9 protein-coding genes are annotated in these 12,339 nt (G+C 43.2%); 8 read left to right on the top strand and 1 reads right to left on the bottom strand.

Annotated features, from left to right (window positions below; translation table 11 throughout):
• Positions 1-254: 254 nt before the first annotated feature.
• The 3 genes from dmeF (at position 255) to M1D72_RS05075 (ending at position 2,307) form a co-directional block, all read left to right on the top strand.
• Positions 255-1,205 carry a CDF family Co(II)/Ni(II) efflux transporter DmeF gene (dmeF, locus tag M1D72_RS05085; RefSeq protein ID WP_456294767.1) on the top strand — a complete coding sequence of 317 codons (951 nt, stop codon included), beginning with the start codon at positions 255-257 and terminating at the stop codon, positions 1,203-1,205.
• Positions 1,206-1,208: 3 nt separating this feature from the next.
• Positions 1,209-1,625 carry a MarR family winged helix-turn-helix transcriptional regulator gene (locus M1D72_RS05080; RefSeq protein WP_390194059.1) on the top strand — a complete coding sequence of 139 codons (417 nt, stop codon included), beginning with the start codon at positions 1,209-1,211 and terminating at the stop codon, positions 1,623-1,625.
• A 184-nt stretch (positions 1,626-1,809) separates the two neighbouring features.
• On the top strand, positions 1,810-2,307 hold the full coding sequence (locus M1D72_RS05075) for a YhcH/YjgK/YiaL family protein (RefSeq protein ID WP_456294766.1): 498 nt from the start codon (positions 1,810-1,812) through the stop codon (positions 2,305-2,307).
• Between the two features lie 98 nt (positions 2,308-2,405).
• Here M1D72_RS05075 and M1D72_RS05070 read toward each other — a convergent pair whose 3' ends face one another.
• The gene (locus M1D72_RS05070; RefSeq protein WP_456294765.1) at positions 2,406-3,362 is read right to left on the bottom strand and encodes a DMT family transporter; all 957 of its coding nucleotides are present in this window, start codon (positions 3,360-3,362) and stop codon (positions 2,406-2,408) included.
• A gap of 565 nt (positions 3,363-3,927) precedes the next feature.
• Between M1D72_RS05070 and M1D72_RS05065 the strand changes: the two genes are divergently transcribed.
• From M1D72_RS05065 to M1D72_RS05045, 5 genes are all read left to right on the top strand, one after another.
• The gene (locus tag M1D72_RS05065) at positions 3,928-4,839 is read left to right on the top strand and encodes a ZIP family metal transporter (protein WP_390194071.1); all 912 of its coding nucleotides are present in this window, start codon (positions 3,928-3,930) and stop codon (positions 4,837-4,839) included.
• Positions 4,840-5,054: 215 nt separating this feature from the next.
• Positions 5,055-6,971, top strand: a complete 1,917-nt coding sequence (locus M1D72_RS05060; protein WP_456294764.1) for a methyl-accepting chemotaxis protein — start codon at positions 5,055-5,057, stop codon at positions 6,969-6,971.
• A gap of 309 nt (positions 6,972-7,280) precedes the next feature.
• The gene (locus M1D72_RS05055; RefSeq protein ID WP_456294763.1) at positions 7,281-8,612 is read left to right on the top strand and encodes a PTS sugar transporter subunit IIC; all 1,332 of its coding nucleotides are present in this window, start codon (positions 7,281-7,283) and stop codon (positions 8,610-8,612) included.
• Positions 8,613-8,614: 2 nt separating this feature from the next.
• A complete protein-coding gene (locus M1D72_RS05050) occupies positions 8,615-11,260 on the top strand; it encodes a family 78 glycoside hydrolase catalytic domain (protein WP_456294762.1) in 2,646 nt (881 codons plus the stop codon).
• A 29-nt stretch (positions 11,261-11,289) separates the two neighbouring features.
• Entirely contained in the window at positions 11,290-12,258 is a 969-nt protein-coding gene (locus M1D72_RS05045; protein WP_456294761.1) for an AraC family transcriptional regulator, read from the top strand.
• Positions 12,259-12,339: the final 81 nt, after the last annotated feature.

Here is a 12,339-nt window from a genome sequence, read left to right as displayed (position 1 = left end):
TATGGTGCAAATTTCACCGATTATTGCAACATTATTGAAATATAAAGCGAGTAATAGCTGAGCGTGTTGTGCCGATAATCATGGTATTTTACGTCTGTATTGTTTGCTCTGTTCGCTAGACTGACATCTTTCCGTCACAAAAAATTCTTATTCATTCTTCGTTTTTTACGTGTCTATATGCGTATAATTGGCGTTGACATAGTTTGATTGTCAAATTAAATTGGTAGTCAAATAATTTGATAATCAAGGTTATTATGTCTAGCGAAGAAACACCGTTATGTACGCATCGTGATCAATTCGTGTCCTACAATCCGCAAGGTGAGCGCAGAACACTTTATGTGTTAGCGTTAACCGTTGTAACCATGGGCATAGAAATTGTTGCGGGGACAGTATTTGGCTCAATGGCTTTGCTCGCAGATGGGTGGCATATGGGGACACATGCCGCTGCATTTTGTATTACCCTGTTTACTTATCGCTATGCGAAGAAATACCACGATAGCGAACGCTTTTCATTTGGTACCGGAAAAGTCAGTGTACTGGGCGGTTATACAAGTGCTATCGCGCTGGGTATTGTGGCCTTAGTGATGCTTGGTGAATCGACGTACCGCCTATTTAACCCCCAAACGATTCAATTTAATGAGGCGATAGTGGTGGCGGTTATTGGTTTGGTGGTTAATCTTGCCAGTGTTTTACTCTTGCACGACCACGACCACGACCACGACCACGACCACGACCACGACCACGACCACGACCACGACCACCAGCATAACCATAACCACCAACATGGGCATAACGATCACAATTTAAGAGCGGCTTATATGCACGTTATGGCTGACGCACTAACCTCGGTGTTGGCAATTGTCGCGCTGATTATCGGTAAGTATATCGGTTGGAATTGGCTTGATGCGATTATGGGGATCGTGGGCGCATTAGTGATTTCAAAATGGACATGGGGACTACTTAAACAGACAGGGCCCGTTTTACTGGATGCCAGCATTGATGGTGCCTATAAGCAGCAAGTGCTTGATGCCATTACACCTTATGCTCAAGTCTCGGATTTTCATATTTGGAAAGTCAGCGCCGACCACTATGCTGCAGCGATGTCATTACAGTCATCAAACAATAAAAATGTTGAGGATTTTAAACAGTTACTTAGTAAGTTTGATAAAATCCACCACCTAACCATAGAAGTGAATCACGTGTAGTTTATGAGCGAGTTAGAGAAATTAAATCAGCTGCTGATTGAGTTTTACGACAAGATGTCCTCGTGGGAACAGTCAGTGGTGAAAGGGACCGGCTATTCATTAGCGCAAGTTCATACTATTGAAGTGCTCGGGAGTCATGGCGCGATGCGCATGAAAGAGTTGGCAGAAAAACTGGGTATCACCACCGGAACATTAACGGTTCAGGTTGATAAGTTAGTTAATAGTGGGTTGATTGAGCGGGCTGTCCATCCCCAAGATCGCCGTGCCATCGTTGTAAGGCTGACTGAGCAAGGATTAATACTGCATCGTCAGCATAACCAATTGCATCTGAAACTGGTGCAAGATTTGACGCAAGGTTTGGATGAGCATCAAGAGCACGCTCTTATGCAGAGCTTACAGAAAATGAATCAAGAGTTTTAAACTCATGCCTTGAAGTGGCACATTGGCTACGTCTGTTTAAGTCTTGGATGTGATGCGGCGCGATAACAAACTTTCCATCTTTGTTTTCTTGTTTTACTTGAGTTGAAACGGCTTTTTATTTTATTCTCAAATTAGACTGCAAAAAAAAAGCAGATATTTTGATTACACATAAGGAGCGTTCACCATGTTGGTGAGTAAGTTTGATAGTTCGGAAAATGGCGTGTTGTTTTCACCTAAAGTGGTCGCGATGTTAGAGCAATTAAAAGCTACTAACCTCGCTAAGTTGGAACTCGGTAAATACGAATTTGAAGGTATTTCTGGCGATGATGCATTCTTTATCGTTATGGAGTATGACACGGCGGCACAAAGCAAAGTTGGACCCGAATTTCATCGCACTTACACCGATATTCAGCTGCTTGTGTCTGGCGAAGAACAATTTGGCTGGGTGAGAGTCAGTGATGCGCAATTAGCAGCGCTTGATAGCCAATATGACTACGATGCTGAGCGGGATATCTGTTTCATTAAACACGATGAATTTGAGTTGGAATATAACCAGATGAAACTTGGTCATTTTTATATTTTCACGCCGCAAACCATTCATATGCCTAATTTGGCGTTGGAAACGCCAAGTAAAGTAAGAAAAGTGGTCGTTAAGCTCAAAACAGAGTTACTCAGTCGCTAATCTATCGCCTAAAGAACAAAAAGGGTTAACGGCAATCAATGCGGTTAACCCTTTTTGTTTGTGCGCGGCATGAACACCGCGTTGGGCCTAAGTGATGGTCAGGGATTCACCTGGGCAGGGGCTGGGTTAGGTCGTCTGCTGCGCGTTACGAGATAAATACCGCTACACACCAACCCAAGCGCCATGAGGTTTTTCCATTCCAGAATGGTCTCGCCAAGAAATTGCGCAGAGAGCAGACTGCCGAACACCGGAATTAAGAAGTTAAAAATCGTAATGGTGCCCACCGAGTTGTATTTGAGTAATACACTCCAAATTGCAAACGCGGCAGAAGAGAGGAGCGCTAAATACAACAAGAGCGCTGAGCCTCCAAGATCAAAATGACCAGAGTGCCCGCCAAACGCCAATCCAATCAATAACAGTGCAAGCCCACCAATGGCCAGTTGCCATGCCGTCATCAACATAGCATCAATGCCTTGCGAGACTTTTTTACCATAGATCGATGCTGCGGAGAGAATAAATGCCGCCAACATCACTGAGCCTTCTCCTGCTAAGCTGAACTGAAAGTCGAGCAGGGACTGGTCAAAGTTCACAATAAACACGCCTAAGAAGCCGATAACACAGCCGAGTGTTTTGCGATGAGTCAGCCGATCATTTTGATAGATAAAATGGGCCAGAAGAACACTAAAAAAGGTGCCAGTTGAATTGATGATCGAAGCCTTAACACCCGTTGCGAACGCCACACCGATGTAAAAAAAGATGTACTGGAAACTGGTTTGTGTTAAGCCCAAAATGACGATTTGACGCATTTTATGTTCACTGAAATGACCGCGATGCCGACCTAACAACCGCGCTAAAATCAGCAATAGAATGCCGGCTAATAAGAAACGCTGACCAGCAAAAACCATTTGCGACGCGACATCATGGGCCTCGATTTGCAACATCGCATACCCAGTTTTGATGGCAGGATAGGCGCTGCCCCACAGTAAGGTGCACAAAATAGCTAGGCAATAAACAGTCAGAGGCCGAGAAAAGAACTGTGATGAATCCGAAGACATAACTACAACCTTTAGTGAAACCGAGTCACGGTATCAAACAACAAAAATGAAATGGCGTTTTTGAAATCAGCGAGATGGTAACGGAAATAGTTAAAGTTGTCTCGGATTGAATCCGAAAACGGTTCAAGACTGGGCATTTTTTATAAATAGACGCTGACGATTTATTGATTAATGAAGCGTGTACTTGTTGTATATATTGGCTTTATATCTTTGATGATGCACCAAGCTATTACCTTCGTCACCAGTGTTATCTGCTGCGGGTTGAGCCATAAATAGAGCTCGATGTTCGCGATGCGACGTTGGAGGAGATTGAGAAAATTTATCAAATTCGGTGACTGTTTATGCGATAAGGAGACTTGTCGCATTTTTTTATGGAATTTTTTGTTACATCTGTTGACCAACATTATGAATTATTTGAAATTTCCACTCGTTTGAGTTGCTTGGTTTCGCCTATCAAATTAATAGCTACTAACCACGTGAGTATTTGCATTGATAGGGTAGACTGATCACTGTCAACGTATATTAATCCACTTTACCAGAGGCAGATTGGCCCAAGGAGAGTTGAATGAACCGAGCTCAAGCACCGTCGTGGGTGGGGTCGCTACGCGATCATTCCTCACAACACCCCATCATCGCATCGGCGTTGGTGGCATCGGTGATTTTTATTGCTCTACTCGTGTTTGAGGCGGCCACGGGTACGCGGCAAGTGTACAGCAAGTATGCGTTTATTGGTGGTACTGCAGGGTTTGTTGCCACTGCAGTCGGCACATTTCCAGCACTGTTTATCAAGGAAATACCGCAAAAACTTTCTGATGCAATGCTCGGTTTTGCAGCAGGCATGATGCTTGCCGCTTCTGCCTTTTCCTTGCTACTGCCTGGTGTTGAAGCCGGCACTGACATTACGGGCAGTGGATTTGTTGGTGGTATGGTGGTGATCTTGGGTATGGCGATTGGCGTGGCGCTGATGCTGGGATTAGATCGTTTCACTCCCCATCAGCACATGGAAGGAGGTCCGTGTGGTCCTGGCCATGAACGCTACAATCGCGCTTGGCTTTTTGTCTTTGCTATTGCTTTGCATAATTTCCCTGAAGGTATGGCCATTGGGGTTGGATATGCTCAAGGAGATTTCTCCGTCGGTATTCCGTTAACCACGGCTATTGCACTACAGGATATTCCCGAAGGCTTAGCGGTGGCACTGACCTTGCGTGCGGCTGGGTTATCACCAAAAACGTCAGTATTGATTGCTATCGCGACCGGTATTTTAGAGCCGATCGGCTCACTGCTTGGTGTGAGCTTAGCCGGCGGGTACCTCATTGCTTATCCGATAGGTTTGGGGCTTGCTGGTGGTGCGATGTTATTCGTTGTTTCGCATGAAGTTATTCCAGAAACTCACCAAAGCGGTCACCAAACAGTTGCGACCATTGGCTTAATGATTGGTTTTGCGCTGATGATGGTACTTGATACGACTTTGGGCTAATGACCGATAAAATCTCGAATCAACAACAAATATGTTTGTGATTGCATATAGATAGGAAAGCTATATAACCTCATGGTTTTTCTTTATTTTTTGAATAACATTCACACAATGGGTATCTTTGGACAAAATAACTACAAATAGGTCGTATTTTGTCCTTTTACCTTTCAATTCATCGCTATACTTTATGAACTAATGAGTGAATAAGGTATACACACATGAAGCAACTTGGATTTAAACGGCTCCTACTTATCGCCGTGATATTGTTGGTTGGTCTTTCCGTTTCTATTTCAAGCTATATCTCTTATGCCCAGAAAAAAGAAGCCATGACCCATCTCATCACCAGTTCGGGTGAGGCCTATGTTAAAGGGCGTGCCGATTTGGTCGAAACATTCTTGGGTGAAAAAATTGCCGGTATGAAGGGACTTGGTGATATCTATAAACAGCAAGATTTTCCTGCTACTACGCCTGAGCAGATTGTCGCCATGACTGAGCAATTTGCGACAGCACTGAATACCGGAAGCTCATTTGTGGGGTTTGAATCCAACGGTGATGCCTACTGGAACCAGGAAACAGACGCATGGCCAAATCATAAGTACAACGGCGATATTCGTGAACAAAGTTACTATCAAGATGGACTGAAAGCGGAAACGCCCTCTGTGACGGATCCTTATCCTGACTCTGACGATCCAAGTATTTACTGGGTTAGCGTGGTTCAAAAAGTCAAACAAGGGATGATGGCCGTTGATATGAAGTTGGAGTTTTTGAGTAACTTAGTGAAAAACTCCACCGACCTTGATGGTTCAGTTGCCTTAATCCTCAATCAAGATACTACCGTTTTGGCTTCGACATCACCGGCGATTGAAACTGGTAAAAAAGCAACCGACTATTCTTGGTTTTCTTCAGCGGCTAACCAAGCGGTTGCGGGCGAAGCGGTCGTCACTGAGTATCAACTTAATGGCGTCGACAAAATCTTGTTTGCGGATCGAATCCAAGTGGCCGATAAGCAATGGTATTTTGTGCTAGGGATTAACACTGAAATTGCTTATGAGCAGTTGACGAGTGCAAGAAACAGCGCGATCACTATTGCGATTATTGCCACTCTGGTCAGTGTTATCATCGCATTTTTGGTGGTTCGCGTGTTGTATCGTCCGATACTGTCACTCAATAAAACCATCAAAGATTTGTCCAGCGGCGATGCCGATCTGACTCAGCGTTTGCAGGTCGACACTAATGATGAGCTGGGTGAAATCGCAAAAGGGGTAAATACCTTTATCGCAAGCTTGCAAGATATGATCAAAGAGATTCAGAACATCTCAGGTGTACTGCAAAGTAATGTGTCTCAGATGCGCGAGCAGTCTGAGCATAACTCATCGATTTTGCAAAACCACGTGACCGAAACCGAGCAAGTGGTGACTGCGATAGAAGAGATGAATGCCACCGCGAATTCAATGGCAACCGATGCTGCAAATACAGCTGATTTGACGCAACAAGCGGATGAAACCAGTTCGGCGTCTCAAAACACCGTTCGCCAGTCACAAAATACGGTTTCTGCGTTGATTAGTGATGTTGAACTGGCTGCAGAAAATGTCCATCGAATGAGCCAAGAAACTCAGGAGATCAATAAAGTGTTGAGTGTCATTGGTGATATTGCTGAGCAAACCAACCTGCTTGCATTGAACGCTGCCATTGAAGCGGCTCGTGCCGGCGAGCAGGGACGTGGATTTGCAGTGGTTGCGGATGAAGTTCGTAATCTTGCCAGCCGCACTAAATCCAGCACCGAAGAAGTGGAAGTGGCACTGTCCAATCTACTGAAAGGAACGCAAGTGGTGGTTGAATCAATGGAAAATACCAAGCAGCGCTGCCAAGAAACGGCAGAAGGCTCTGGTGAAGTGGCAGATAGCCTAGAAACCATGACAACCTATGTCGCTGAAATCAATACCTTAAGCGCGCAAATTGCGACGGCGGCAGAAGAGCAGAGTAGTGTTACACATGAACTGAGTCGCAATATGACGGCGTTGAATGACATTGTGGGTGAATTGGATGCCAATGGACAGAAAGCATTGTCTGATATGGAAACCATCGCCTCAGTCAACTCTCAGCTTGTGAGTATTGTTGGACGCTTTAAACTGTAACGTTTATTACGACTAGCCTATTTTAAAACGCCCATTATTCAATGGGCGTTTTTTTGCGATCCAATCAAATTGCTGCCTGCTTTTTGGTCTTTTATTCATAGCTTCAGTTTGTTCATTTGCTTGAAATCTTCGACGACCTTTGCGCTTGCAAACATGGTCAATTAATTGTGCAACGCCCGATATTATCAGCCAGCGCGGTGCTGCTTATGATTAAGTCAACGTAGGGCCTCAGTGAGTTCGCGACCGCTAAGCCGATATGCGTTCGTTTTGAGAATAACGTTCAAGTGAAACAACATACGGTCATCCACTATGAAAATTAACAAAACTATAATTCAAGATAACATGATGCAGTTGATGCAACGGATCGGACAAAACCGATACTTGCAAGCCATCATGCGCGGTATGATGATGGTGCTACCTGCCACGATCATGAGCTCTTTTGCTACGCTACTTAAAGTGTTTCCGGTTCCTGCCTATCAGGAATTTATTGCCGAGCATAATCTCGCGCAATTTTTTGATATTCCCATTAACTTTACCAATAACTTTCTGGCGGTCATTGTTGCGTTCTCGGTGGCTTATACGTTCGCCAAGAGCTTTAATGTTGACGGTTTTACGGCTGGCTTGATCTCAATGATCTCGTTCTTTATTTTGACGCCGTATAACTTAGGTGAGATGGGGCCGTTAGGGCAAGCGATTGATATACCTAATCAATGGTTAGGCTCAATGGGGCTGTTTACTGGGATTATGGTTGCTTTTGTCTCTTCGCGGATTTTTGTCGCGATTACTCTCAAAGGGCTGATCATAAAAATGCCAGACAGTGTGCCTGAGTTTATCTCCAAATCATTTTCTTCACTGGTTCCTGGTATCATCATTCTTTCTGGTTTCACCGTCTTGTCGGCAGCCATCACCATCGGTGGGTTAGGCAGTATTCACGATATCATTTACAGCATTATTCAAGCGCCACTGACGTCACTCGGTGCTGGGATTGGGTCGGTAATTTTGGTATCGATTTTTGCTCAGTTATTGTGGTTTTTTGGCTTACATGGTCACGCCATTACTTTGGGCATTGTGGCACCGATCTGGTTTGCTATGGATGCCGCGCAGCTGGCTGCTTTCTCTGCTGGCAACCCAACGCCAAACATCACTGGTTTTGCGTTCTTTATGACGTACACCGCGGGGGATTTATTGCCGCTGGCCTTTATGTTGGCGTTCATGGCGAAAAGTGAGCGTTTTAAAACGCTAGGCCGTATCTCGGTGGTGCCTGCCGTGTTTACCATCGGTGAACCCATGGCATACGGCGTTCCTTTGGTGATGAACTTCGCACTCGCGATTCCATATATTCTATTAAATGCAGTGATTCTTGGCGGCGCTTATTACCTCACCGTGATCGATATTTTACCCGCGGTCGCAGGTGTTGCGGCTCCCGCTGGTATGCCGATTATTCTCTCTGGGTTTATGCAAGGAAGCTGGAAAATAGCGGCTTTTCAAGTGTTGTCGTTCGTCGTGCGCTTTGCTGGTTGGTACTTCTTCTTCAAGATTGCCGATAAGATTGCTGTTAACGAAGAACTGGCGGAACTGAAACAACAAGAAGAGAGCGCGCAAGCCGCTGCCTCGCTTCAAGAAGTGGAAGCAAAGAGCTAGCTATGAGTATAAAACAATTAACGATTAACGATAAATTGCACGCGGTTGTTATTGATCGCCAAGCAATTAATGTGAGCTGGCAAGTCGACTTTACTCAGTATCGATATGAAGTAAATATTTACCATCAAGGCAAAGCACTTTACTTTAAAAGTAAATTTGGCAACGAAAATACCCACTGTGTTGAAGGCTTAACGCTTAAGCCTTCTTGCCAATACCATATTGAGGTGGTGGTTTACGGAGACGCGGAAAGCTTTCGCGTTTTTACAAACTCGTTTATGACTGGAAATTTTGGCAGATTCCAAGGGCGATGGATTTCAAACGGTCATACTCTCAATAACGACATCGACTATTACACACCAACCCATAACGTTTGGATGAAAAAAACACTGGAGATTGAAGACGCAGCCGAAAGTGCTTATATCCATCTCGTAGGCCTTGGCTATTACACGCTGTATATCAATGGACAGCGCGTGTCTGAATATCAATTAAATAATGATTGGAGCAACTACGACAAAGTCGTTTATTACGACACGTTTGATATCACCCGTTACTTGAAACCAGGAACTAACTATGTTGCCGTTGAACTGGCCAATGGTTGGTATAATCCAGCGCCGCTGACGTTATTTGGTAAATATAATCTGCGTGATGTCTTGGCCATTGGTGAGCCTAAGCTGCTTGCTGACATCGTGATTCATCATGCTCAGCATCAGCAAGTCATCTCGACGGACGACAGTTGGCACGTGGTGCCAGGTGCCTATCTTGCTAATAATATGTATCTTGGTGAAAGGGTCGATCTGAGACGCGCCAGTGAATTGGCTGCGGATTTAACCTTGAGCCACCAACCGAGCAATCCAGCCACTCTATGCCAAGGCCCTGATGGAAGTCTGATTCCTAGCTTTATCGACAAAATTGCGCTGGGTAAAAACGTTGAAGCCTTTGCGATCACCGAACTTGGACCTAAACATTTGATGGTGGATTTTGGTGAAACGGTGAGCGGATTTATCGACGCTCAGTTTTATTCTGATAGTACGCAACAGGTCTCGTTTCTTTATAGCGAGGAACGGAATTTGGACGGGCGCTTAAATACAGACTCCACCTTAGCGGGTTTTGTTGGAAAACAAGTGAGTGAAAGCTTTGTGGTGCCTGGCGGTGCAGGGGCACCTGAGCGTGCAGCGCAATTAGACGCTTGCCTGCCTCAAATTGGTAAAAATCGCTTTATTAACCAATATTGTTACCACTCTTTTCGCTATGTGGAAATTAAGGGGATCGAACTGACTAAGCTTGAACAGATTCAAGCGTTCTACGCCCATACTCAACTACGCGAAGTTGGGCACTTTGAGTGCTCGAATTACTATCTCAATGATTTGTATCAAATTGCAAAGACCACGAAGCTCAATAACATTCATTCGGTGATTGAAGATTGTGCGAGGGAGCGTTTAGCGTACGGTGGCGACATGGTGGCATTGGCGGATTCGCAAGTCTTAATGTTTGATTCCGCGACCTTATATCAAAAAACGCTAGCGGATTTTGTTAACGATGTGCGCGATAATGGCGGTTTTCCCGAAACCGCGCCGTTTATGGGGATTAAAAGTAACGGTACGGGGGAAGGTGCGGGCCCTTTAGGTTGGCAGTTGGCGGTGCCTTACTTACTGAAAATGCATCACCGCCATTACGGTAATCAACAGCTGATCGAACAGTGGATTCCCGCACTCGAAGCGCAGTTTTCTCATTTAGAATCCATTGGTTTACCTGCTATTTCAGAATGTTGCCTAGGAGACTGGGGAAGCAGCACACCCAGCGAAGGGGATTATAAACAATCATCTCCAGCGCGAGCTTTCACAGCCAGTTGCTTTTATTATTATCATGCCCAGTTGTTGGCGGAGTTTGAGCAGAGTATTGGGCGATTGGATAAGGCCGATGGTTACCAAATAAAAGCAAACAACATCAAGCAGCAGATAAAGCATTTATATCGTAACCCAGATGGTAGCTATGCAGATAAAAGCCAGACAAGCTACATATTTGCGATTTATTTTGAGCTTGAACCTGAACTACAACCATTAATTGATGAGTTATTAAATGTAATTGAGAGAAATCATTATATCTTAACGTGTGGAATTTTTGGTCAAAGTTTTATTTACCAACTGGCTAATAAAATAGATGTTAACGCAGTGATCTATAAATGGCTATATCAAAAACAAGGTATTAGTCATATGTTAAAAGATAATAACCGCGCTTTAAAAGAGTTCTTTGGAGACAACAACAATGGGTCTTGCAACCATGCAATGTTCAGTTCCTATGTTTCTTGGCTATACCGATCATTAGGTGGTATTCACATCTGTGATGATGCGATCGGTGCTAATAAGGTATTGATTAAGCCGTATTTTGCTAGTGATATTTCGCATGTCAGTTGTTGTTATCAAAGTATGAAAGGGTTGATTCACTGTGAATGGAAAAAAGAGAATGAGAAAATTCATTTATCCTTATCTATTCCACACAATATGAGTCAATGTACTCTAGTTATTCCGGAGAAATATAAAAACTCTATTTGTGATATTAATTTTAAACTATATGATGAAAAACATATCCAACTCGACATAACTGACATTCGAGAGTTGAACCTAAAATTAAATTCTGTTTTAGTACACTAATTATAATATCAATTGGTGTAAGATGAAATATGTTAGATGCCAACGTTCATGAAGAACTCACGTCGTATACTGATAGAGAATTATCTCTTTTGTCGAAAGACTTTAAATTAAATCATGTATTTACTAAGCGTGTTAAGCGTCAGTTTTTTCAAGACAAACATATCTACATCGAAAAACAGAGTCGTTTTGTTAATGTGCCGTTGCATTCTCATGACTACATTGAACTTGTTTATGTTTACAGTGGCCAAATGCGCCAAGTTGTCAACGGTAAGCCAGTGGTGCAAAACAAAGGGGAAATCATGCTGCTGAATCAGTTTGCTCAGCATGAAGTTGAAGCTGCTGATGACAACGACATCATTATTAATTTTATTATCGAACCTGAATTCTTTGGTCGACTTATTTCGTTATTTGATACTGATAATTTGATCACAGAATTTATTCTTTCTTCTATCAACGGAAAGAAGAGACTTGGTGAACATATTCATTTCAAAGTCGGTGAGAATAAAGAAATTCAGGACTCTGTTTCTAAAATTATTAATGAAATTTATGGTGACAACTCTCTCAAACAGATCCGTGTTAACTTTTTAGTTGGCTTATTGATTACTGAACTGTTATCTAATGTCGAGTCTAGTGATTATTATGTCAGTATGAACTATTGTGAATCCCTTGCGGTAACAGTATTGCGGTATATCGAAGATAACTACCGAACGGCCAGTTTGAAAGATATATCAAATAAGATTAATCAACCTAACTATAAAGTGAGTCGCTTACTTAAGAGTTTTACAGGAAAAACATTTAGTGAGATTTTGTTGCAAAAACGCTTGGAACAAAGTGTTTATCTTCTTAAGCACACTGATTATTCGATTATTGAAATTATTAACATGACCGGGTACGAGAACGCTTCACACTTTTACAAGGTTTTCCGTGATAAATACCAAGTAAGTGTTAAGGAGTTTCGAGATAACATTAAACTGGATACTCAAGACTTAGCGAGTTAGCATCTTTAATAAGAATAAAAAACCATCAACTTTGTTTGATGGTTTTTTATTTTGTGAGCTACATCATTTAAAATTCCTTGC

The organism is Vibrio sp. AK197 (assembly GCF_053903115.1).
The sequence above is the reverse complement of the archived record's forward strand: the minus strand, read 5'-3'. Positions and strand labels throughout refer to the sequence as shown.

Coding starts and splice junctions, on each gene's coding strand:
- dmeF (WP_456294767.1), top strand. CDS start 255: ATGTCTAGCGAAGAAACACCGTTATGTACGCATCGTGATCAATTCGTG.
- M1D72_RS05080 (WP_390194059.1), top strand. CDS start 1,209: ATGAGCGAGTTAGAGAAATTAAATCAGCTGCTGATTGAGTTTTACGAC.
- M1D72_RS05075 (WP_456294766.1), top strand. CDS start 1,810: ATGTTGGTGAGTAAGTTTGATAGTTCGGAAAATGGCGTGTTGTTTTCA.
- M1D72_RS05070 (WP_456294765.1), bottom strand. CDS start 3,362: ATGTCTTCGGATTCATCACAGTTCTTTTCTCGGCCTCTGACTGTTTAT.
- M1D72_RS05065 (WP_390194071.1), top strand. CDS start 3,928: ATGAACCGAGCTCAAGCACCGTCGTGGGTGGGGTCGCTACGCGATCAT.
- M1D72_RS05060 (WP_456294764.1), top strand. CDS start 5,055: ATGAAGCAACTTGGATTTAAACGGCTCCTACTTATCGCCGTGATATTG.
- M1D72_RS05055 (WP_456294763.1), top strand. CDS start 7,281: ATGAAAATTAACAAAACTATAATTCAAGATAACATGATGCAGTTGATG.
- M1D72_RS05050 (WP_456294762.1), top strand. CDS start 8,615: ATGAGTATAAAACAATTAACGATTAACGATAAATTGCACGCGGTTGTT.
- M1D72_RS05045 (WP_456294761.1), top strand. CDS start 11,290: ATGTTAGATGCCAACGTTCATGAAGAACTCACGTCGTATACTGATAGA.